23 protein-coding genes are annotated in these 21,541 nt (G+C 72.0%); 10 read left to right on the forward strand and 13 right to left on the reverse strand.

Annotation, left to right across the window (positions count from 1 at the left end; translation table 11 throughout):
* Positions 1–98: 98 nt before the first annotated feature.
* Positions 99–1,742, forward strand: coding sequence for a DNA repair helicase XPB (locus tag ACWGJM_RS01615; RefSeq protein WP_453409648.1), 1,644 nt, complete (start codon positions 99–101; stop codon positions 1,740–1,742).
* Between the two features lie 5 nt (positions 1,743–1,747).
* Here the strand turns inward: ACWGJM_RS01615 and ACWGJM_RS01620 are convergent, their stop codons facing one another.
* The 3 genes from ACWGJM_RS01620 to ACWGJM_RS01630 are packed head-to-tail and all read right to left on the reverse strand — an operon-like array spanning position 1,748 to position 3,486.
* Positions 1,748–2,125, reverse strand: coding sequence for a hypothetical protein (locus tag ACWGJM_RS01620; RefSeq protein WP_453409649.1), 378 nt, complete (start codon positions 2,123–2,125; stop codon positions 1,748–1,750).
* Positions 2,126–2,133: 8 nt separating this feature from the next.
* The gene (locus ACWGJM_RS01625) at positions 2,134–3,270 is read right to left on the reverse strand and encodes a glycosyltransferase 87 family protein (RefSeq protein WP_453409834.1); all 1,137 of its coding nucleotides are present in this window, start codon (positions 3,268–3,270) and stop codon (positions 2,134–2,136) included.
* A 36-nt stretch (positions 3,271–3,306) separates the two neighbouring features.
* Positions 3,307–3,486, reverse strand: a complete 180-nt coding sequence (locus tag ACWGJM_RS01630) for a hypothetical protein (RefSeq protein WP_453409650.1) — start codon at positions 3,484–3,486, stop codon at positions 3,307–3,309.
* Positions 3,487–3,814: 328 nt separating this feature from the next.
* On the opposite strand from ACWGJM_RS01630, the gene ACWGJM_RS01635 reads away from it, so the two are divergent.
* Positions 3,815–5,854, forward strand: a complete 2,040-nt coding sequence (locus ACWGJM_RS01635; protein ID WP_453409651.1) for a HelD family protein — start codon at positions 3,815–3,817, stop codon at positions 5,852–5,854.
* A gap of 7 nt (positions 5,855–5,861) precedes the next feature.
* Here ACWGJM_RS01635 and ACWGJM_RS01640 read toward each other — a convergent pair whose 3' ends face one another.
* On the reverse strand, positions 5,862–6,560 hold the full coding sequence (locus tag ACWGJM_RS01640; protein ID WP_453409652.1) for a copper homeostasis protein CutC: 699 nt from the start codon (positions 6,558–6,560) through the stop codon (positions 5,862–5,864).
* Between the two features lie 508 nt (positions 6,561–7,068).
* Between ACWGJM_RS01640 and ACWGJM_RS01645 the strand changes: the two genes are divergently transcribed.
* Both ACWGJM_RS01645 and ACWGJM_RS01650 read left to right on the forward strand, forming a co-directional pair.
* A complete protein-coding gene (locus ACWGJM_RS01645; protein ID WP_453409653.1) occupies positions 7,069–7,713 on the forward strand; it encodes an HD domain-containing protein in 645 nt (214 codons plus the stop codon).
* A 28-nt stretch (positions 7,714–7,741) separates the two neighbouring features.
* Positions 7,742–8,845 (forward strand): GNAT family N-acetyltransferase, encoded by a 1,104-nt coding sequence (locus tag ACWGJM_RS01650; RefSeq protein ID WP_453409654.1) that lies wholly within the window; start codon positions 7,742–7,744, stop codon positions 8,843–8,845.
* A gap of 17 nt (positions 8,846–8,862) precedes the next feature.
* Here ACWGJM_RS01650 and ACWGJM_RS01655 read toward each other — a convergent pair whose 3' ends face one another.
* Positions 8,863–9,129 carry a DUF4031 domain-containing protein gene (locus ACWGJM_RS01655; protein ID WP_453409655.1) on the reverse strand — a complete coding sequence of 89 codons (267 nt, stop codon included), beginning with the start codon at positions 9,127–9,129 and terminating at the stop codon, positions 8,863–8,865.
* 7 nt (positions 9,130–9,136) lie between these two features.
* A complete protein-coding gene (locus ACWGJM_RS01660; RefSeq protein ID WP_453409656.1) occupies positions 9,137–9,520 on the reverse strand; it encodes a hypothetical protein in 384 nt (127 codons plus the stop codon).
* Between the two features lie 55 nt (positions 9,521–9,575).
* On the opposite strand from ACWGJM_RS01660, the gene ACWGJM_RS01665 reads away from it, so the two are divergent.
* Genes ACWGJM_RS01665 through ACWGJM_RS01680 form a run of 4 tightly spaced genes read left to right on the forward strand, consistent with a single transcriptional unit; the run spans position 9,576 to position 13,478 of the window.
* Positions 9,576–10,472: a MurR/RpiR family transcriptional regulator gene (locus ACWGJM_RS01665; protein WP_390739497.1), complete on the forward strand. Its 897-nt coding sequence runs from the start codon at positions 9,576–9,578 to the stop codon at positions 10,470–10,472.
* Positions 10,473–10,516: 44 nt separating this feature from the next.
* The gene (gene murQ, locus ACWGJM_RS01670) at positions 10,517–11,452 is read left to right on the forward strand and encodes an N-acetylmuramic acid 6-phosphate etherase (protein WP_453409657.1); all 936 of its coding nucleotides are present in this window, start codon (positions 10,517–10,519) and stop codon (positions 11,450–11,452) included.
* Positions 11,453–11,467: 15 nt separating this feature from the next.
* Entirely contained in the window at positions 11,468–12,850 is a 1,383-nt protein-coding gene (locus tag ACWGJM_RS01675) for a PTS transporter subunit EIIC (protein ID WP_453409658.1), read from the forward strand.
* Positions 12,851–12,905: 55 nt separating this feature from the next.
* Positions 12,906–13,478 carry a hypothetical protein gene (locus ACWGJM_RS01680; RefSeq protein ID WP_453409659.1) on the forward strand — a complete coding sequence of 191 codons (573 nt, stop codon included), beginning with the start codon at positions 12,906–12,908 and terminating at the stop codon, positions 13,476–13,478.
* A 15-nt stretch (positions 13,479–13,493) separates the two neighbouring features.
* On the opposite strand, the gene ACWGJM_RS01685 is transcribed toward ACWGJM_RS01680, so the two are convergent.
* The 5 genes from ACWGJM_RS01685 to ACWGJM_RS01705 all read right to left on the reverse strand — a co-directional run bounded on the left by ACWGJM_RS01685 (position 13,494) and on the right by ACWGJM_RS01705 (position 17,707).
* Positions 13,494–15,050, reverse strand: a complete 1,557-nt coding sequence (locus ACWGJM_RS01685; protein WP_453409660.1) for a carboxylesterase/lipase family protein — start codon at positions 15,048–15,050, stop codon at positions 13,494–13,496.
* A 9-nt stretch (positions 15,051–15,059) separates the two neighbouring features.
* Entirely contained in the window at positions 15,060–15,959 is a 900-nt protein-coding gene (locus tag ACWGJM_RS01690) for a metallophosphoesterase family protein (protein ID WP_453409661.1), read from the reverse strand.
* 28 nt (positions 15,960–15,987) lie between these two features.
* Positions 15,988–17,109, reverse strand: a complete 1,122-nt coding sequence (locus ACWGJM_RS01695; protein WP_453409662.1) for an NADH:flavin oxidoreductase — start codon at positions 17,107–17,109, stop codon at positions 15,988–15,990.
* A gap of 143 nt (positions 17,110–17,252) precedes the next feature.
* On the reverse strand, positions 17,253–17,477 hold the full coding sequence (locus tag ACWGJM_RS01700; RefSeq protein ID WP_453409845.1) for a hypothetical protein: 225 nt from the start codon (positions 17,475–17,477) through the stop codon (positions 17,253–17,255).
* Positions 17,474–17,707 (reverse strand): hypothetical protein, encoded by a 234-nt coding sequence (locus ACWGJM_RS01705; protein WP_453409663.1) that lies wholly within the window; start codon positions 17,705–17,707, stop codon positions 17,474–17,476. The genes ACWGJM_RS01700 and ACWGJM_RS01705 overlap by 4 nt, the downstream gene beginning before the upstream one ends.
* 115 nt (positions 17,708–17,822) lie before the next feature.
* Here ACWGJM_RS01705 and ACWGJM_RS01710 point away from each other — a divergent pair, with 115 nt between their 5' ends.
* Positions 17,823–18,662: a helix-turn-helix domain-containing protein gene (locus ACWGJM_RS01710; protein ID WP_453409664.1), complete on the forward strand. Its 840-nt coding sequence runs from the start codon at positions 17,823–17,825 to the stop codon at positions 18,660–18,662.
* A complete protein-coding gene (locus ACWGJM_RS01715) occupies positions 18,646–18,858 on the forward strand; it encodes a DUF397 domain-containing protein (RefSeq protein ID WP_453409665.1) in 213 nt (70 codons plus the stop codon). The genes ACWGJM_RS01710 and ACWGJM_RS01715 overlap by 17 nt, the downstream gene beginning before the upstream one ends.
* A 466-nt stretch (positions 18,859–19,324) precedes the next feature.
* Here the strand turns inward: ACWGJM_RS01715 and groL are convergent, their stop codons facing one another.
* Both groL and ACWGJM_RS01725 read right to left on the reverse strand, forming a co-directional pair.
* Positions 19,325–20,947, reverse strand: coding sequence for a chaperonin GroEL (gene groL / locus ACWGJM_RS01720; RefSeq protein WP_453409666.1), 1,623 nt, complete (start codon positions 20,945–20,947; stop codon positions 19,325–19,327).
* Positions 20,948–21,267: 320 nt separating this feature from the next.
* Positions 21,268–21,474, reverse strand: coding sequence for a cold-shock protein (locus tag ACWGJM_RS01725; protein WP_019057200.1), 207 nt, complete (start codon positions 21,472–21,474; stop codon positions 21,268–21,270).
* Positions 21,475–21,541 lie beyond the last annotated feature (67 nt).

Here is a 21,541-nt window from a genome sequence, read left to right on the forward strand (position 1 = left end):
TGGAGTTGCCCGGGAGCGGCCCGGGAAGGAGCGGGCCCCCGTTTCGGGGCGTGGTGCGGCACACTGGAGGTTTGGTCCATGCGGAAGGAATGACGTACGTGAATGGTCCGCTGATCGTCCAGTCCGACAAGACCCTGCTCCTGGAAGTCGACCACGAGCGGGCCGGCGACTGCCGTCGGGCCATCGCGCCGTTCGCCGAGCTGGAGCGTGCGCCGGAGCACATCCACACCTACCGGGTGACGCCGCTGGGGCTGTGGAACGCGCGGGCGGCGGGACACGACGCCGAGCAGGTGGTGGACGCGCTCGTGCAGTACAGCCGGTATCCGGTGCCGCACGCGCTGCTCGTCGACATCGCCGAGACGATGGACCGGTACGGGCGGCTGACGCTGACCAAGCACCCGGCGCACGGGCTGGTGCTCTCCACCACGGACCGGCCGGTGCTGGAGGAGGTGCTGAAGTCCAAGCGGATCGCTCCGCTGGTCGGCGCCCGGATCGACCCGGACACCGTCGTCGTGCACCCCTCCGAGCGCGGGCAGATCAAGCAGACGCTGCTGAAGCTGGGCTGGCCGGCGGAGGACCTCGCCGGGTACGTGGACGGTGAGGCGCACCCGATCGAGCTGGCCGAGGACGGGTGGGCGCTGCGGCCCTACCAGAAGCAGGCCGTGGAGAACTTCTGGCACGGCGGCAGCGGTGTCGTCGTGCTGCCCTGCGGCGCCGGGAAGACGCTGGTCGGGGCCGGGGCGATGTCGGAGGCCAAGTCGACGACGCTGATCCTCGTCACGAACACCGTCTCCGCCCGGCAGTGGAAGCACGAGCTGGTGAAGCGGACCTCGCTGACCGAGGACGAGATCGGCGAGTACAGCGGTACCCGCAAGGAGATCCGTCCGGTCACCATCGCGACCTACCAGGTGCTGACCACGAAGCGGAAGGGCGTCTACCCGCATCTGGAGCTGTTCGACTCCCGGGACTGGGGGCTGATCGTCTACGACGAGGTGCACCTGCTGCCCGCGCCGGTCTTCAAGTTCACCGCCGACCTTCAGGCACGGCGGCGGCTCGGGCTGACGGCGACGCTCGTGCGGGAGGACGGGCGCGAGTCGGACGTCTTCTCGCTGATCGGGCCGAAGCGGTTCGACGCGCCGTGGAAGGAGATCGAGGCGCAGGGGTACATCGCGCCCGCCGACTGCGTCGAGGTCCGGGTCAATCTGACGGACACCGAGCGGCTGGCGTACGCGACCGCCGAGACGGAGGAGAAGTACCGCTTCTGTGCGACGACGGAGACCAAGCGGAAGGTCACCGAGGCGATCGTGCGGCGGTTCGCCGGGCAGCAGATCCTCGTCATCGGGCAGTACATCGACCAGCTCGACGAGCTGGGCGAGCACCTGAACGCGCCGGTGATCAAGGGTGAGACCTCGAACGCGCAGCGCGAGAAGCTGTTCGACGCCTTCCGGGAGGGCGAGATCAGCGTGCTGGTGGTGTCGAAGGTGGCGAACTTCTCCATCGACCTGCCGGAGGCGACCGTCGCCATCCAGGTGTCGGGGACGTTCGGCTCCCGGCAGGAGGAGGCCCAGCGCCTGGGGCGGGTGCTCCGCCCGAAGGCCGACGGTCACCAGGCGCACTTCTACTCCGTCGTCGCCCGCGACACCCTCGACCAGGACTTCGCCGCCCACCGCCAGCGCTTCCTGGCGGAGCAGGGCTACGCGTACCGGATCATGGACGCGGACGAGATCCTGGCCGGAGGCTGAGCCCGTCAGGGCGCGGGCAGCGTGAAGACCAGGAACAGCACGGCCAGCGGCGGCACCAGCACGGCGACGGCCGACCAGAGGCGGAGTACGCGCCAGCGGCGCTTCCAGGGCAGCACCCATGCGGTGACCAGCGCCGCGCAGCTGACCCAGCCGCCGAAGAAGAGGATCGCGTAGATCAAGGACAGCGAGGCGGTCAGGGCCTGGGAGCAGTCGTCGGGGCCGCAGCTGTCCGTGGCCATCGCGGACAGCCCGCCGAGGATGAGGGCGAACGGGCCCAGCAGGGCGAGCATGACGGTCGCGGTGAGCGGTGCCACCCAGGCCCGGCGGTCCCGCCCGGCCGGATCCGCGGTGGCGTCGGCCGCGCTGATGTGCTGTGTCGTCATACGGCCAGTCAAACCCCGCGGGGGGCGCCGGTGCGTGTGTGCGCGTACTCATCCACCGGGGTCGTGGTACTCAACTGGGCGCACAGCGCGAGCAGGGCCAGGCCCAGCAGTGGGTACGGCGCCGCCGGTGGCTGCTGCCACCAGGGAAGCCGGAGGTCCAGGGATCCCTGGTGCGGTACCAGCCACATCGTGCGGGCCGTGAACACCACCGTCGTCACCGCAGCGAGGCGGGTGCGGCCCTCCGCCAGGAGTACGGCGATGAGCGGCACGCACCACACCCAGTGGTGGGACCAGCTGATGGGGCAGACGAGCAGGGTGGTGAAGGCCGTCAGCAGGATTCCCCAGCGGTCCTCGTGGGCGCGGGCCGCCAGCCACAGACCGAGCACGCCGAGGGCTGTCGCCGGGAGCAGCCAGGCGGGTCCGGGGGCCGGGTCCCGCAGCATCCGCGCGATCAGGCCTTGCAGGGACTGGTTGTCGATGATCCAGGGTTTGCCGACGCGGGCGGTCTCGTAGAGGCGGCGGGTGAAGAAGTCGACGCCGGCGGTGGGCAGCACGAGGGTGCCGAGCAGGACGGTCGCGGTCAGTGCCGCTGTCGCCGTGGCGGCCTCCCGGTGGCGGTGGCGCAGCAGCAGGTAGGCGATGAACACGGCGGGTACGAGTTTGATCCCGGCCGCGATGCCCACGGCGGCCCCCTTGGCCCGGGCGCCGGGTGGCCGGGTGAGGTCCCACAGGGTCAGGCAGATGATCGCCAGGTTGATCTGGCCGAACACGAGGGTCTGGAAGACCGGTTCGAGCCAGAGGGCGAGTGCCGTGGCGGTGCGGAGGGCGGGCGGGGACAGGGTGCGCCCCGCGAGGCGGGCGGAGAGGGTGACGAGGCAGGCGAGCAGGAGCGCGTTGCCCGCGAGGAAGGTGAGCTTGAGGGCCGGGACGGGGATCCAGGTCGTCGGGACGAACAGGACCGCCGCGAAGGGCGGATACGTCGCCGGAAGACGCCATTCGGTGACTGTGAGGCCGTAGAGGTCGCCGCCGTGGGCGACGGCCTCGCCCTCGGCCCGGTAGACCAGCGCGTCGGCCATCGGGACGCGCTGCCAGAGGCAGAGGACGGCGAGGGAGGAGAGGGAGACGACGAGGAGGACACAGGACATCACCGACCGTTTTGGCACGGCGATGAACTTATGCGGTCACCTGTGGTGTATGCCCGCTTCCTCGCCGTACTCGCCGAGGACGACGACGCTGAACGCCGCGCTCACGAAGACTTTGACGGCACGGAGTGCGTCGCCCAGACGGTGGTGGGGGACGCCGTCGACGGCGGTGGCTCCGGCCGGGCGGGCGGGGGCTGGGTGGATGGTTGCTGCGCTCATGTCTCCATGGTGGAACCCGGACACAGGGATCGCATCGGCCCCAAGGCCCAATCCCGGGCATATTTCGGTCCACCCACGGTCGGACCCTCCCCTAGGCCGGAGGTACGAGCCCCCTAAGGGTCCCTAGGGGGCGGAAAAGGATTGGCTACCGCCGACCCTGCCTCACTAGAATCTTCGCTCTTGCCCGCCTCCCTCAAGGAGTGCCGCCCGCCCGCCTCCCACCGCCACCCTCAATCGAGGCCCTACGGGCCGCCCCTAGTTTTGCCGGCCGGAAACCGGTCGGCACCCACCACCGCACGCGCCCACCAGGCCCCCCGGAGGCACCCCCTTGTCCACGCCCGCCCACGACCCCCTCGCCCGGGAACGCTCCCACCTCGCCGCCTCCCGCGCCGCCCTGCGCGCCATGCGCGAGGACGTGGAGTCGCTCGACATCAAGGACGTCACCGCGAACTGGGTGAACGCGGAGGTGCTCGCCCGCCAGATCGACGAGCGCATCAAGGCGCTGGCCGACCTCAGCGGCACCCCGCTGTTCTTCGGCCGCCTCGACTATCTGCACGCACCCGGAGCCGAACAGGCCGAGGGCGCCGAGGGAGAGCAGTTCTACATCGGGCGGCGGCATGTGCACGACGCCGACGGCGACCCGATGGTCATCGACTGGCGCGCACCGGTCTCGCAGCCGTTCTACCGGGCGTCCAAGAAGGACCCGATGGACATCGGGCTGCGGCGCCGCTTCGGATACACCGGCGGCGACCTCACGGCGTACGAGGACGAGCACCTCTCCGACCCCGCCGAGGCGGCCGCGACGAGCAAGCTGCTCCAGCAGGAGATCGAGCGCCCGCGTGTCGGCCCGATGCGCGACATCGTCGCCACCATCCAGCCGGAGCAGGACGAGATCGTCCGCAGCGGGCTCGGCGGCACGGTCTGCGTGCAGGGAGGTCCGGGGACCGGGAAGACGGCCGTGGGCCTGCACCGGGTCGCATACCTGCTGTACGCCCACCGGGAGCGGCTCGCCCGGACCGGCACGCTGGTCATCGGGCCGAACCGGTCCTTCCTGCACTACATCGAGCAAGTGCTCCCGGCGCTGGGCGAGTTGGCCGTCCGGCAGGCCACCGTCGACGACCTCGTGGGCCAGGTCGAGGTGCGCGGCACCGACGACGCGGCGGCGGCGCTCGTCAAGGGTGACGCGCGGATGGCGGAGGTGCTCAGAAGGGCCCTCTACTCGCACGTCACCATGCCCACCGAACCCGTGGTCGTGGTGCGCGGCTCCCGGCGCTGGCGCGTCCCGGCGTACGAACTCGAGGGCTTGGTGCGCGAGTTGCTGGACCGCGACATCCGCTACGGTGCCGCCCGCGAGGCCCTGCCGCAGCGCGTCGCGCACGCGGTGCTGGTGCAGATGGAGCGCTCGGGCGAGGCCCCGGACGACCGGGTGCAGGACGCGGTGGCCCGCAACAGCGCGGTGAAGGCGGCGGTGAAGGAGGTCTGGCCGGCGGTCGAACCGGCGAAGCTCGTCCTGCGTCTGCTGACCGACGCCGACTTCCTCGCCACGCACGCCGACGGGATCCTCGACGAGGAGGAGCAGAAGACGATCCTGTGGGCGAAGCCGGTGCGCAGCGTGAAGTCGGCCAGGTGGTCGGCGGCGGACGCGGTGCTGATCGACGAGGCGACGGACCTCGTGCAGCGCACGCACTCGCTCGGGCACGTCGTCCTCGACGAGGCGCAGGACCTGTCCCCCATGCAGTACCGGGCCGTCGGCCGCCGCTGCACCACCGGCTCCGCGACCGTCCTCGGCGACCTGGCGCAGGGCACCACCCCGTGGGCGACCCGGAGCTGGGACGAGGCCCTCGGCCACCTGGGGAAGACGGACGGGGTGGTGGAGGAGCTGACCGCCGGTTTCCGCGTCCCGACGGACGTCATCACCTATGCCTCGCGGCTGCTGCCGCACATCGCACCGGGCCTCACCCCGGTCGCCTCGGTCCGGGAGAACCCGGGCTTCTTCGAGGTCCGCGGCATCGACGGCACCGCCGAGGTCGTCGCCGCGTGCGAGGAGCTGCTCCGCAACGAGGGTTCGACCGGTCTGATCGCCGCCGACGCCCGGATCCCCGCCCTCGCCGAGGCGCTCACCGCGGCCGGGATCACGTATCTGGCCCCGGGTGAGGAGACGACCGCCCAGACCCGGCTGACCCTGGTCCCGGCGTCGCTCGCCAAAGGGCTTGAGTACGACTATGTCGTCCTTGACGAGCCCCGAGCCGTGGTCGACGGAGAGCCGGACGAACGGACTGGCCTGCGCCGCCTGTACGTGGCGCTGACCCGAGCGGTGTCGGGCCTGATCGTCACCCACGCGGCCGCACTGCCGGAGCAGCTGGCGTAGGCCCGCGTCAGCCCCGGGGCGCGTCCAGCGCGTCCCGCCACTGGGCCACCGCCGCCGCCGAAACGGGCTCGCCCCAGCCTCCCGGCCTCGCCGCCCCGCCGATGTGGAAGCCGTCGATGCCCGCGGCGAGCAGGGGCGGCACGTGGTCGAGGCGCAGGCCGCCCCCGACGAGGAGGCGCTGCTCGTAGCCGGGCTCGCCGCGCCGGCCGGCCTCGGCGAGCAGGGTGGGCAGGCCGTCGTCGACGCCGGTGGCGGCGCCGGCGGTGAGGTAGCAGTCCAGGCCGGGCAGGTCGGCCAGCTGTTTGCGCAGGGCGGCGCGGTCGGCGGCGCGGTCGATCGCCCGGTGGAAGGTCCAGCGGCAGCCGTCCAGTTCGGCGACGACCCGCTCCACGGCGTCGAGGTCCACCCCGCCGTCGGGGCCGAGGAAGCCGAGCACGAACTGGTCGGCCCCGCCCGCGCGCAGCTCGCGCGCGACCCCGACCAGCTCGTCGACCTCCCCCGCCGCGAACCCGTCGGCGAGCCGCAGCATCACGCGCAGGTCGAGGTCGACGGCGGCACGGATCCCGGCGAAGGTCCGGGCCGGCGGGGTGAGCCCGTCGGCGGCCATGTCGGTGACCAGCTCGAGACGGTCCGCGCCTCCGGCCTGGGCGGCGATCGCGTCCTCGGGGTCGAGGGCGATCACCTCCAGGACCGCACGCGTGCTCATGCTCATTGGACCCCTTCCGTCGGTGTGCCCTGGAGCGGCTACAGGTCTAGTCCAATCTCAGGGTACGTCGGAAAGCCACCGGCCCGCGAGAGCGCCCCCACGGGCCGCAGCCCGAGCGCGTACGGCAGCCCGCCACCGGAGCACACCGCCCCCGCCTCGCGGACACCACCCGCGTCCACCCACTCCCCCCAGCACCGCGGCCCCCGGCGGGTGCGGGGGCACGGCCCCCCGAGGGGTGCAGCCCCGCAGAGGTGCAGGGGCGCGGCCCCGCGGGGGTGCAGGGAAGCGCGGCCCCGCGGGGTGGCAGGGGCGCAGCCCCGGCGGGGTGGCAGGGGCGCAGCCCCGCGAGGGGTGCAGGGGGGCGCAGCCCCGGCGGGGTCGAAGGGGCGGAGCCCCTGGGGACGGGAGAGGGTAGGGGCGGCGGGGGCGATACCCCCAGGGCCCGGACAGGCGTTCGCCCCGGCACCCGTCCCCACGGCCCCGAGGGCCGACGCGGGAGAATGAGTCCATGGCCGATCTCGACGTCCTGCGTGCCCGTTTCGCCCGTGCCCTGGAGGGAGCCCGCGGATCCGGCGGCGGCCCCGAGCCGGTGCCGTACGCCGACAACCTGCTGGCCCGCTGGCAGGAGCCGCAACGCCACTACCACACGCTCACGCACCTCACCGCGGTCCTCGACCACGTCGACGTACTGGAGGAGTACGCGGGCGACCCGGACGTCGTACGCCTGGCCGCCTGGTTCCACGACGCCGTCTACCTCCCCGACCGCTCCGAGAACGAGGAGCGGTCGGCCCGGCTCGCCGAGCGCGCGCTCCCCGAGGCCGGAGTCCCGGAGGGGAAGACCGCCGAGGTCGCCCGGCTGGTCCGGCTCACCGTCACGCACGACCCCGGCGACGACGACCGCGACGGCCAGGTGCTGTGCGACGCCGACCTGGCGGTCCTCGCCGCGCCGCCCTCCGCGTACGCCGCGTACACCGCCGCCGTCCGCGAGGAGTACCACTTCGTGCCGAACGACGCCTTCCGCACGGGGCGGGCCGCGATCCTGCGCCACCTCCTGGAACTGCCCCGGCTGTTCAGGACGCCGTACGGGCAGGAGAAGTGGGAGGCGACGGCCCGCTACAACCTCGCCGGCGAGCTGGAAATGCTGTCGACCTGAGCGGCCCGGCCCGCCTAGTGTGCGGCCCATGCGTGCCATAGGTGGGGATCAGGTGGAAGAGGCCGTCGCGGGCTGCGTGGCGGCGTTGCGGCCGGCGGTGGAGCGGGACTGGGAAGGCGTGAAGGCCGCGGGGCTGGAGTGGAGCTGCCGTCAGACGGCGGTCCACGTCGCCGACGACCTCGTCGCGTACGCCGCCAACCTGGCGGGGCGCGCCCAGGACGCCTACGTACCCTTCGAGCTGACCCTCGACGAGGGCACCGACAACGCGGGCCTGCTCCACGTCATCGAGACGACCGGAGCCCTGCTCGCCGCCGCCGTCGGTACCGCCCCGCGCGAAGTCCGCGGCTTCCACCCCTACCCCTTCGGCAGCGCCGACCGCGAGGGCTTCGCCGCGATGGGCATCGCCGAGGTGCTGCTGCACACGCATGACATCACCCAGGGCCTGGGGCTCGCTTACGAGCCGTCCGAGGAGCTGGCCGAGTCCGTCCTGACCTGGCTCTTCCCGCACGTCCAGCCCGGCCCGTCCGCCTGGCCGACCCTGCTGTGGGCCACCGGCCGGGGCGAGCTGCCCGGCCGCGCCCCGGTCACCGAATGGCGCTGGCGCAACAACCTGGTCATCCCCACCGAACGCCTCACCCTGGTCGGCGTCCGGCCCGCCGCCGCCCGCGACCTGCGGCTGGGCGGCGACGGCGGCTTCGAGTGGCTGGACGGCGGACCGTTCCAGGGCACGCGAGAGGCCGCCGGGATGGTGGTCAAGGCGTACGAATCGGGCGTGCACCGGCCGGAGTTCGGGCTCTTCGCGCTCGTCCGCCGGGAGGACGGCCGCGCGGTCGGCGGCATGGGTTTCCACGGCGCCCCGGACGAGGAGGGCCGCGCGGAGGTCGGGTACGACCTCGTCGAGGCCGCCCGCGGCCAGGGCTACGCCACCGAAGCCCTGCGCGCCCTGTCGGAGTGGGCGCTCGCCCGGGACGACGTACGGCTGCTGATGGCCACCGTCGACGGGGACAACCTCCCCTCCCAGGCCGTGGTCACCCGGTCCGGTTACGACCGGGCGACCGTGGAGGAGGAGCGGACGGCCCGCGAGCGGGACGACATGGACAGCGTGCTCCAGCTGTATCTCCGCCGGGCCTAGGCCCGGTCCCCGGCCGCCTACGCCTGGCGGTACTTGCGCCTGCGCAGCCCGGACTTGTGCAGCAGCCGCACCACCTCGCGGCTGCCGACCTCCACCGCTCCGGCCCGTACGGCGTCCGCGTACCGGTGGGAGGGGATGTCGTAGTGGTCGCGCTCGAAGGCCCGCCGGGGCACACCCAGTTCCGCGGCGAAGGTGTGCAGCTCGTCGTACGAGACGTCGCTCACCAGGTGCGACCACATGCGCCCGTGCCCGGGCCAGGTCGGCGGGTCGATGTAGACCGTCACGGGAGCCTCACGAGGGCGTCTCCCCGCCCGTCGCCGATCCCAGCGCCCCCACCGCGGCGACCTTCACGCCCGCCTTGTGGCACACCCAGTGCGGGTCCGGCCCCAGCGCCGGCTCGATGTCCAGCGCGTGCGGGTCGCCGTGGCCGCACACCGGGCACAGCGGCCAGCGCCCGTACCGGTCCAGGAGCGCGTCCTGCACGTCCTGCGCGACCAGCCCGGCCACGTAGCTCGCCCCCTCCGGCCACTGTTCGACCCACCATCGCCGCTGCACGACGGACTCCTCGACCAGCGAGACGACGTCCGCCTCGGCCACGTCACCGGCGACCAGGTCGGCCAGCACGAGGGCGCGGGCGGCATGCAGGGCCTGCTCCAGGGGGCTGATGGGGTCCATGAACCCATTGTGCGCACTCTTGACCGGGACACCGAGCCGAAAATATCTTTCATGGGTGACCCAGGACGTGAAGGAAATTTTCGGGGGAGCCCTGGCCGCCAAGGTCCGCACGCTCGCCCCGTCGATGACCCGCTCCATGCAGCGCGTCGCCGAGGCCGTCGCGAGCGACCCGGCGGGCTGCGCGGCCCTCACGGTCACCGGCCTCGCCGAGCTCACCGGCACCAGCGAGGCCACGGTCGTACGTACTGCCCGTCTGCTCGGCTATCCGGGTTACCGCGACCTGCGCCTCGCGCTGGCCGGCCTCGCCGCCCAGCAGCAGTCCGGGCGCGCGCCCGCCATCACCACCGACATCGCGGTCGACGACCCGATCGCCGACGTCGTGGCCAAGCTCGCCTACGACGAGCAGCAGACCCTCGCCGACACCGCCGCCGGACTCGACACCGTGCAGCTGGGCGCTGCCGTGACCGCGCTCGCCGGGGCCCGGCGGACCGATGTGTACGGGATAGGCGCGTCGGGGCTCGTCGCGCAGGACCTCACCCAGAAGCTGCTGCGGATAGGGCTCATAGCCCACGCGCACAGCGATCCCCATCTCGCCGTGACCAACGCCGTGCAGCTGCGGGCGGGGGACGTGGCGATCGCGATCACGCACTCCGGTTCGACGGGCGACGTCATAGAGCCGCTGCGGGTCGCGTTCGAACGCGGGGCGACCACCGTCGCCGTCACCGGACGCCCGGACAGCGCGGTCACCCAGTACGCCGACCACGTGCTGACCACGTCGACCGCGCGGGAGAGCGAACTGCGGCCGGCGGCCATGTCGTCCCGGACCGGTCAGCTCCTCGTGGTGGACTGTCTGTTCGTCGGTGTCGCCCAGCGGACCTACGAGACGGCGGCGCCGGCGCTGGCCGCTTCGTACGAGGCGCTGGCTCACAGGCACCGGAGTGGATCACGATAGACCCAGGGAAGCTGCACTGACCCGCACTGGAAAGAGCTGCCCTCATGACCTCCACCTCCCGCCCCCATGACCTGCGCGCCCAGTTGGCGTCCCTGACCACCGAGGCCTTCCGCCCGGAGCTCGCCGAGATCGACCGACTGCCCACCCTCGAGATCGCCCGCCTGATGAACGGCGAGGACACCGCCGTGCCCACCGCCGTCGCCGAGCAGCTCCCGCGGATCGCGGCCGCGATCGACGCCGTCGCCGAGCGCATGCGGCGCGGCGGCCGGCTGGTGTACGCGGGCGCGGGCACCGCCGGACGGCTCGGCGTGCTGGACGCCTCCGAGTGCCCGCCGACCTTCAACACCGACCCCGACCGGGTCGTCGGCCTGATCGCGGGCGGCCCGGACGCCATGGTGACCTCCGTGGAGGGCGCGGAGGACTCCGAGGAGCTGGCGCACCGGGACCTGGACGCGCTCAAGCTGACCCCCGAGGACACGGTGGTCGGCGTCTCCGCCTCCGGCCGCACCCCGTACGCGATCGGTGCCGTGGAACACGCCCGCGCCCAGGGCGCGCTGACCATCGGTCTGTCCTGCAACCGGGACAGCGCGCTCGCGGCGGCCGCCGACCACGGCATCGAGGTCGTCGTCGGCCCCGAGCTGATCACCGGCTCCACGCGCCTGAAGGCGGGCACCGCCCAGAAGCTGGTCCTGAACATGCTGTCGACGATCACGATGATCCGGCTGGGCAAGACGTACGGGAACCTGATGGTCGACGTACGGGCCTCGAACGACAAGCTGCGGGCCCGCTCACGCCGTATCGTCGCGCTGGCGACGGGGGCGGCGGACGAGGAGATCGAGAAGGCGCTCACGCAGACCGGCGGCGAGGTGAAGAACGCGATCCTGGTCCTCCTGGCCGGCGTCGACGGCCCGACGGCCGCCCGCCTTCTGGAGGAGTCCGGCGGCCATCTGCGCGCCGCGCTGGCGACGGCGGCCGGCTGACCGCACGCTCGGGGTGTGCAGACCTCGAACGAGACCGCCGTCGCCCTCCTCCCCCTGGTCGGCGGCCCCGCGAACGTCACCTCCGTCGCCCACTGCGTGACCCGGCTGCGGCTGGGGCTGGCCGACCGGTCGCTGGTGGACGAGGAGGCGTTGCGGGCGCTGCCCGGCGTCCTCGGTGTGGTGGACGACGACACGTACCAGATCGTGCTGGGCCCGGGAGCCGTGACGGAGGTCGCGGCGCGGTTCGAGGCGCTGCTGGCACCCCGCACGACCGCCGAGGAACTGGCCCTGCTGGGAGCCGGGTTGCGGGAGCGGCGACGGCAGCGCAACGCGACCCCGGCCAAGGCCGCCCTGCGCCGGATCGCGAACGTCTTCGTCCCGCTCATCCCGGCGCTGATCGGCTGCGGAGTCCTCGCCGGTCTGGTCGGACTGCTGACGAACGCCGGCTGGCTGCCGGGCCTGACCCCCGCCCTCGCCGCCATCGCCTCCGCGTTCATGGCGCTCATCGCGGTGTTCGTCGGCTACCAGACGGCGAAGGAGTTCGGGGGCACGCCGGTCCTCGGCGGTGCGGTGGCGGCAGTGGTGGTGTACCCGGGGGTGGCGAAGGTGACCGCGTTCGGTGTGCACCTGGCACCCGGTCAGGGCGGGGTGCTCGGCGCGCTGGCGGCGGCGCTGCTGGCGACGTATGTGGAGAGGTGGTGCCGGGGACGGGTGCCGGGCGCCCTCGACGTGCTGCTGACCCCGACCGTGACCGTGCTGGTCGCCGGACTGGTGACGCTCTACGGGCTCATGTACGCGGCCGGCGCCGTGTCGTCGGCGATCGGCACGGCGGCCGACTGGCTGCTGACGACGACCGGCGCGTTCGCCGGGCTGGTCCTCGGCGGTCTGTTCCTGCCCCTCGTGATGCTCGGCCTGCACCAGGCCCTGATCCCCATCCACACCACCCTCATCGAACAGCAGGGCTACACGGTCCTGCTGCCCATCCTCGCCATGGCGGGCGCCGGGCAGGTGGGCGCGGCCCTGGCGGTGTACGTCCGCCTGCGCCACGACACCTCGCTGCGCACGACGATCAGATCGGCGCTCCCGGCGGGCCTGCTGGGCGTCGGCGAACCCCTCATCTACGGCGTCTCGCTCCCCCTGGGCCGGCCGTTCCTGACCGCCTGCGTGGGCGGGGCGGCGGGCGGGGGCTTCGTCGGGTTCTTCGCGATGCTGGGCGACCGGGTCGGGGCGACGGCGATCGGGCCGTCGGGCTGGGCCCTGTTCCCGCTGCTCGCGGGGAACAGGAGCCCGGCCCTGACGGCGGCGATCTACGCGGGCGGTCTGCTGACCGGGTACGCGGTGGGTTTCCTGGCGACGTACGTGGCCGTCAGGCCGGCCGGTGACCGGAGGTTCCTATAGTCGGCGGTGGCCGTCGGCGTCCGCCGCGCGGTCGAGCCGATGGAGAGGCGTACCCATGAACCACGCCCAGCTCACCGCCCTCGGCCGTGCCCTGCGGGTGCTCGGCGAGCACGGGGAGGCGCTGACCACCGACACGCCGGACGCCAGGCTGCACGAGGTGAAGGCCGATCTGCGGCGGGCGCTGGATCTGCTGGAGGAGAGCGTCACGGGCGCCGCCACGACCACGCGGTGCGCCGAGCACCCCGCCGGCCCCGTCGACGAGAGCGCCCCGGATCTGTGTCTGCTGTGCGAGACCCGGCGGCGGGCCGCCCGGCGGTCCGAGTTCGGCGGCGGCCGGCCGCAGCCTGCGGACGCGGCCTCCCCGGCCTCCTCCCGTTACGGGGTGCGCGCCGACCGTCCACAGCCCCAGCAGCGCTGGCTGCCGGAGCTGTGGAACGGCAGGGAGTGGCAGCTGTGCGGTACGCCGAGGCGGGACCGGCGCGAGGCCGAGCTCTACCTCGCCGCCGCGCGGCGCGGCTCCCGGCCCGCGATGGCGTACCGGCTCGTGCACGAGTTCACCGACTACGAGGTGCTGCGGGTGTGGGGCACCCCGGTGCAGGTGGACATCGAGCCCCTGGGCAATTTGTAGCCCGCCCGCCCCGCCTCAGCCGGGCAGCGGCAGCTCGGCGAACTCGTACCCCTCCCAGATCCGGCGGCTCGCCTCCTCCGGGTACGACGTCACCGCCGGCTCGGCGTCCAGGACCTGCACCAGGCGCCGCTCGTCGTCGTACTCCGGCCAGCCCGGGTCACCCGTCCGCGCGAACGCCGTCCACGACCGGCGGATCCGGGCCGACAGGGCCAGCGCCTCCGGCGGGACGTCCGCGCCGGCGAAGAGCAGGATGCCGAGGTCGGCCTTGAAATTGCCGAACAGCAGGGGGACGTCCAGGTAGTGGCAGGCGCCCAGGGCGCCGCCGTCGGCCGGGGCCGAGTAGGTGAGTTCGTAGAAGTACGACCGGCCGCCGCCCGCCCGCTGGGCCTCGGCCAGGCGGAGGGACGGGATGGCGAACAGCCAGTCGGTCTGGACGCGTTCGTACAGCTCGGAGGGTGCGGCCTGGGGGAAGGCCGAGCGGTAGGCGCGTTCGCCCGTCTCGCCGCCCGGTGCGTACAGGCGCAGCGCGGAGGTCGCCCCGTCGCCGGTGATCCGGCCGGTCGCGCCGCCGAGGGCGAGGAAGAGGCGGAACTCGTCTCGGTTGTGGCCGGTGACCAGGTCGACGTCCCGGGCCGCTCCGGACGCCAGCGCCTGCCAGGGCGTGGTCGGCAGCACCTCGCCGTCGACCACCGGCGCGAAGGGGGTCATCGTGGGTGCGGCCTGGCCCCAGCGGTCCAGGTACTGGTTCATCTTCGCGCCCAGCTCGCGCCCCGCGTACGTCAGTTCGTGCGGGTCGGCCGTCGACAGGTCGGCGGCCGTGGGGCGCAGGCCCGCCTCCGCCGCGAGGGCGGTGCCGATGTCGCGCGCGAGGGCGTCGGAGAAGTACGTGCCGGGCAGGCTCTGTGCGATCGCCCGCCGGAAGAGTCCCTTCGCCCTCGGCATCGCCAGCAGCGCCGCCACGGAGCCGGCCCCGGCGGACTCGCCCATGACGGTGACCTGGCCGGGGTCGCCGCCGAACGCCGTGATGTTCTCCCGTACCCACTCCAGGGCCGCCACCTGGTCGAGGAGGCCCCGGTTGGCGGGGGCGCCGTCCAGCAGCGCGAAGCCCTCCATCCCCAGGCGGTAGTTGAAGGTGACCACGACCACGTCGCCGTCGCGCGCGATGCGCTGGGCGTCGTAGCCGGGGCTGCCCGCGTGGCCCAGTTTGTAGGCGCCGCCGTAGATCCACACCATGACCGGGCGGGCGGCGGCCGGATCGGCCTCGGGGGTCCAGACGTTGACGGTCAGCCAGTCGTCGCCCTGGGGTGCGCCGGGGACGACGGTACGGCCCTGGAACCCCGGCTCCTGCGGAGGCGGCGGCCCGAACGCGTACGCCTCACGGGTTCCGTCCCAGGGCTTCGGCGGGCGCGGCGCCGCGAATCGCGCCCCGCCCACCGGGGGTTCGGCGAACGGGATACCCCGGAAGACCGCCAGTCCCTGCTCATGGCGCCCGCGCACGGCACCGGCGGTGGTGCGTACGACGGGCCCGGCCGTGGCAGGGGGCGTCACCTCGCGGGACTCAGTGGTCGTCATCCTCGCTCCTCACTGGTCCGCGGACCGGTCTGTGGCGGCGTGCCGGTCGATGAAGTCTCGCATCTGCTGCTCGTCCAGTTGGTACACCGTCTCGTGCGCCCGGGGGTCGCGTGCGTGGAAGGTGTGGAACATCGGGCTCGCCGGTCCGCCGAGTTCCACCAGCGAGGCCGACGCGCCGCGCACCGCCCGTTCGGTGCCGGGGGCGGTCGTCAGGTCGACGCGGTTGACGACGCCGGGGGTGACCCAGACCGGTGTCCGCTCCAGGAAGCCGAAGAGCTGGAGGTGGAAGTGGCCGGTGAGAATCACCCGGACGTCCGTGTCCCGGACGGCGTCGGCCAGACCGGCCGGGTCGAGCAGACCGAAGGCTCGCATCGCCGGCTCGTCCAGGGAGATCGGCGGATGGTGGAAGGCCAGCACCGTGCCCCGCTCGGCGGGCGTCCGCAGGACCTCGCGGAGCCAGTCGAGCTGGGCGGCGCCGAGCCTGCCGTAGACCTTGCCGGGGACCAGGGAGTCCAGCGTGACGAAGCGGTGGCCGCCGACGGTGCTCACGGCCGCCCGTTCCCCTTCCGTGGACTCCAGCACAGACTCGGCCCGGTCGGTGCCGTCCGCCGTCAGGTGCCCGCTGCCGAGCACCTTGGCGAACGCCTCGCGCTCGTCGTGGTTGCCGGTGGTGTGGAAGACCGGCGCGTTCCAGATCCGGGCGAACTCGCCCAGCAGCTCCCGTACGGTCGTGTACGCCTCCACCGCACCGTCGTCGGCGAGGTCTCCGCTGACGACGATCGCGTCGATGTCCCGCTGGTGGCGCAGTTCGGCGAGCATCAGCCGCAGGGACTCGGTGGCGGGCACGCCGTGGGCGTTGGGGGCATCGGTGCGCTCCAGATGGGTGTCCGAGAGATGAAGGATCCTCATCTCCCGGACGTTACAGGCGAGTTGGCGATCAGCTCAGCGTCTTGAGTGCGGCCGCGTCGTACGGCTTGAGCTCGTCGAAGCGGCCCGCGAGGACCTTCGCCGCCCACTCGGGGTCCTGGAGCAGCGCACGGCCGATGGCGACCATGTCGAACTCGTCGGCCTCGATGCGGTCGAGGAGGTCGTCGATGCCCTTGACCGCGGAGCCCTCGCCCTGGAAGGCCTTGATGAAGTCGCCGTCGAGGCCGACCGAGCCGACGCTGATGACCTGCTTGCCGGTGAGCTTCTTCGTCCAGCCCGCGAGGTTGAGGTCCGAGCCCTCGAACTCCGGGAGCCAGTAGCGACGGGTGGAGGCGTGGAAGGCGTCCACGCCGGCCGCGGCGAGCGGGGTGAGGATGGCCTCCAGCTCCTCGGGGGTCTCGGCGAGCCGGGCGTCGTAGGCCTCCTGCTTCCACTGCGAGTAGCGGAAGATGACGGGGAAGTCCGGGGAGACCTTCTCGCGGACGGCGGCGACGATCTCGGCCGCGAACTTCGTGCGGGCCACGGGGTCGCCGCCGTAGGCGTCGGTGCGGCGGTTGGTGCCCGCCCACAGGAACTGGTCGACGAGGTAGCCGTGGGCGCCGTGGATCTCCACGCCGTCGAAGCCGATGCGCTCGGCGTCGGCGGCGGCCTGGGCGAAGGCGCCGATGACGTCGTCCACGTCCCGCTGAGTCATGGTCGTGGCGTCGGCGGTGCCGTTGACGCGCAGACCGGAGGGGCCGAGGGAGGGGGCGTCCGGGTAGGGCTGGTCGCCCTGGTTGCGGACCGTGCCGATGTGCCACAGCTGCGGGACGATGGTGCCGCCCGCCTCGTGCACCGCCTCGGCCACCTTCTGCCAGCCCGTGAGCTGCTCCTCGCCGTGGAACCGGGGGACGCGGTCGCTGCTGCCCGCCGACTCGTGGCCGACGTACGTCCCCTCGGTGACGATCAGACCCACCCCGGCGGCGGCGCGGCGGGCGTAGTACGACAGCACGTCCTCGCCGGGGACGCCGCCCGGGGAGAACATGCGGGTCATCGGCGCCATCGCGATGCGGTTCGGGACGGTCAGGCCGTTGATCGTCGTCGGCCGGGAGAGGATCTGGGCCGCGCGGGAGGCGGGGGGCGTGACGGTCACGTGGGGAACTCCTCGTGAGTTGCGGGGTAAACCGGCAGGTATGTGCACACGCATTGTTGCACTGCCTTAAAGAACTCTCCGCTCCGTGTCACGCATTCCTCCCAACCGGCGCGCCACCATGTGATCCAGCACACGCCCGGGCGTCAGGACAGCTCGACCTGTGCGCGGGAGCGGGCATCCCGGTTCAGCCGCCGCACCCGCTCCCGCAGCACATCGGCCGGCGCCGCCTCCGCCAGTTCGTCGGGCGGGCAGTCCCACTCGCGCCCACCGCCCACCAGCCGCAGCTGCACGTACCCACCCACCCGGCCCATCACTTCACCGATCCGGCCGTCCCGCCCGTCCACGGCGTACGCGGGCGTACGGCTCACGCGTCGGCGCTCCGCACGCGCAGGGCGGCGGCCAGCCGAGAGGCCACACCCAGGTTGCACCGGCCGAGGTCGACCAGCGCGTACGGGTCGCCGTGGGCGCCGGTCACCGGGTCGATCCGCAGCGACGGCAGGATGATGCCCACCTCGTGCAGGGCGGCACGCAGCCGCTCGACAGCCTCCTCGGCGGACCGGGCGGGCCGTTCGTCCGCCGTCGTTTCCTTCGTCTCCATTGCGCCGATCCCTCCACGCTGAGTGTTCACGTTCACCACACAGCGTGGTCGCTGTCGCTCTAGCCTGGCCAGACACGGCGCTCCAACAACCTCGTCTGTAGGACCAGGAGGCACCATGCCGGGACCTAAAGACCTCGACCCGTCGTCGTCGCCGCGAGCCTTACTGGGGGCCGAGTTACGCCATCTTCGCGAACGGAAGGGGCTGAGCCAGGAGCAGTTGGGCCACCAGCTGTTCGTGAGCGGGGCGTTCATCGGGCAGTTGGAGGCGGGGACGCGGCGGATTCGGCCGGAGTTCGCGCGGATGCTGGACGAGGCGTTGGGGACGGGCGACTTCTTCCAGCGGAACTGCGGGGCGGCGAACAAGTCCCGCTATCCCGAACACTTCGCCGAGGCGGCGGAGGCGGAAGCGCTGTCCACAGCGATCCGCCAGTACGCGCCGATGCTGATCCCCGGCCTGGTCCAGACGCCCGCGTACGCACGGGCTGTGAACCGCGCGTACGACCCGACTGCGCCGGAGGAAACCATCGACGAGTGGGTAGAGGGCCGGATGGCGCGAACCCGTCTGCTGAACCACCCAACAAAGCCCTTGTTGTGGCTGGTGCTTGACGAGGCGGTGTTGCGCCGGGAGACCGGTGGCCGGGCGGTGATGGCGGAGGTGCTGCGCCACGTCGCAGGCCTGGCCCGCCGGAGTCGGGTCATCGTGCAGGTCCTGCCGTTCAGCGCAGGAGCGCACAAAGCGATGGAGGGCTCGATGAGACTGATGGACTTCGAGGACGCTCCTCCGCTGGTCTACTTCGAGGGGCCCAGCACCGGACGACTGGAGGACGACCCGGCCACCGTCGCCAAGCTGAGGTTCACCTTTGACCTCCTCACGGCCTCGGCGCTCTCTCCGGAGAAGTCCCTAGCCCTGATCGAGGCGGTGGCGCAGGATTACGCCCATGAGGAACACCCCTGACCACGACCTGAGCACGGCCTCCTGGCGCAAGTCGAGCTACAGCGGCGGAGGTGGCAACGAGTGCCTCGAAGTCGCGGACGGCCACCCCACCGCCATCCCCGTCCGCGACTCCAAGAACCCCCTCGGCCCGAAGCTCGTGTTCCGGGCGGAGTCATGGTCGGCGTTCGTCGAAAACCTCAAGGACACCAGGCCCTGAGCTTCGGGCGCCGAGCCCCGAGCCCTCTTTGTTCGGAATGGGTGGCGGGTCTCAACCCGCCCTCCCACCTACAGGGAACCCAAGGACGGCCGCTACCAGCAGATCGGCTCCTCCCCGTGGGGAACCACCGTCGTTCTCCCCTCCCCCGTGGACGTCACCCTCGACACTGAGGAACTCAAGGACTACGCCGACTGACAGTCAGCCTCGACCCACCGAAGCGACAGCAAAATGGACATAGCGCACGCACCCGCCGGTCTGCGTAGTTTCCCGGGAAGACCGCCGGGAAGCCGCTTCGTGACCTACACGGTGGTGTGGGAACACCACGCCCTGAGAGTCGGCCGCAGTACCTGAACGCGGACACCGCTCCCCGCCGGGGCGGGCCTCTGACACGCCCGAGGGCGGTACCCCCCGCGTCAGCAGGAGATACCGCCCTCGGTAAGGACGCAGATCAACCGGAACCGGCCGATCAGAAGTCCATGTCACCGCCCGGCATACCGCCACCGGCGGGCGCGGCGGCCTTCTCCGGCTTGTCGGCGATGACGGCCTCGGTGGTGAGGAACAGCGCGGCGATGGAGGCGGCGTTCTGAAGAGCCGAACGGGTCACCTTCGCCGGGTCGATGATGCCTTCCTTGACCAGGTCGACGTACTCGCCGGTCGCGGCGTTCAGGCCGTGGCCCGGGGTCAGGTTGCGCACCTTCTCCACCACGACACCGCCCTCGAGGCCGGCGTTGACGGCGATCTGCTTCAGCGGGGCCTCCAGCGCGAGCTTCACGGCGTTGGCGCCGGTCGCCTCGTCACCCTCGAGCTCCAGCTTCTCGAAGACCTGGGAGGCCTGGAGCAGGGCCACGCCACCACCGGCGACGATGCCCTCCTCGACGGCCGCCTTGGCGTTGCGGACGGCGTCCTCGATGCGGTGCTTGCGCTCCTTGAGCTCGACCTCGGTGGCGGCACCGGCCTTGATGACGGCCACGCCGCCCGCGAGCTTGGCCAGGCGCTCCTGGAGCTTCTCGCGGTCGTAGTCGGAGTCGCTGTTCTCGATCTCGGCGCGGATCTGGTTGACGCGGCCGTTGACCTGGTCGGAGGAGCCGGCGCCGTCGACGATGGTGGTCTCGTCCTTGGTGATGACCACCTTGCGGGCCTTGCCCAGCAGGTCGAGGGTGGCGTTCTCCAGCTTGAGCCCGACCTCCTCGGAGATGACCTCGCCGCCCGTGAGGATGGCGATGTCGCCGAGCATGGCCTTGCGGCGGTCGCCGAAGCCCGGGGCCTTGACGGCGACGGACTTGAAGGTGCCGCGGATCTTGTTGACGACCAGGGTCGACAGGGCCTCGCCCTCGACGTCCTCGGCGATGATCAGCAGCGGCTTGCCCGACTGCATGACCTTCTCCAGGAGCGGGAGCAGGTCCTTGACCGAGGAGATCTTGGAGTTGGCGATCAGGATGTACGGGTCGTCGAGGACGGCCTCCATACGCTCCATGTCGGTGGCGAAGTACGCCGAGATGTAGCCCTTGTCGAAGCGCATACCCTCGGTGAGTTCCAGCTCCAGACCGAAGGTCTGGGACTCCTCGACGGTGATGACGCCTTCCTTGCCGACCTTGTCCATGGCCTCGGCGATGAGCTCGCCGATCTGGGTGTCGGCGGCGGAGATGGAGGCCGTGGAAGCGATCTGCTCCTTGGTCTCGACGTCCTTCGCCTGCTCCAGCAGGGCGGCGGAGACGGCCTCGACGGCCTTCTCGATACCGCGCTTGAGGGCCATCGGGTTGGCGCCGGCGGCTACGTTGCGCAGGCCCTCCTTGACCAGGGCCTGGGCGAGAACGGTCGCGGTGGTCGTACCGTCACCGGCGACGTCGTCCGTCTTCTTGGCGACTTCCTTGACCAGCTCGGCGCCGATCTTCTCGTACGGGTCCTCGAGCTCGATCTCCTTGGCGATGGAGACACCATCGTTGGTGATCGTGGGGGCGCCCCACTTCTTCTCGAGGACGACGTTGCGGCCCTTGGGGCCGAGCGTCACCTTCACGGCGTCCGCGAGCTGGTTCATGCCGCGCTCGAGGCCGCGCCGCGCCTCCTCGTCGAACGCGATGATCTTGGCCATGTGAAGTGGTCCCTCCAGGACTGGGGGTGATTCCTTCGGACCGCGCCCGCGCCCGCGACGGACGGCTCGCGGACCCCGTGGTTCCTTGCCCCACTTGGCCTGCGGGCCTCACCGACCCGGTCCTTCGTTGTCACTCTCACCTTCAGAGTGCTAACGCCAATGATTAGCACTCGCCCATGCCGAGTGCAAGCGGCTCGAGCGGATCCCCAGGTGAACAGCGGGCCGCCACGGCGTCCGGGCAGGCCGAAGGGCTCGTACCCCGGGGGGTACGAGCCCTTCGAAGATGTACAGAAGAACGTCGCTGTCAGTCGGCGCGTGCTTCAGCTGGTCGCGAGCCGAACCATGTCCGCCTGCGGCCCCTTCTGGCCCTGCGAGATCTCGAAATCGACCCGCTGACCCTCTTCCAGGGTGCGGTAACCGTCCATCTGGATCGCGCTGTAGTGGACGAAAACATCCGCACCACCGTCGACCGCGATGAAGCCGTACCCCTTCTCCGCGTTGAACCACTTGACGGTGCCCTGAGCCATGCCTAACTCCCCTATTACTGGCCCTTGCACAGATCCACACCTCGCGGATCCGGGTCAGACCTCACCC

It is taken from the genome of Streptomyces sp. NPDC054834 (assembly GCF_053611185.1).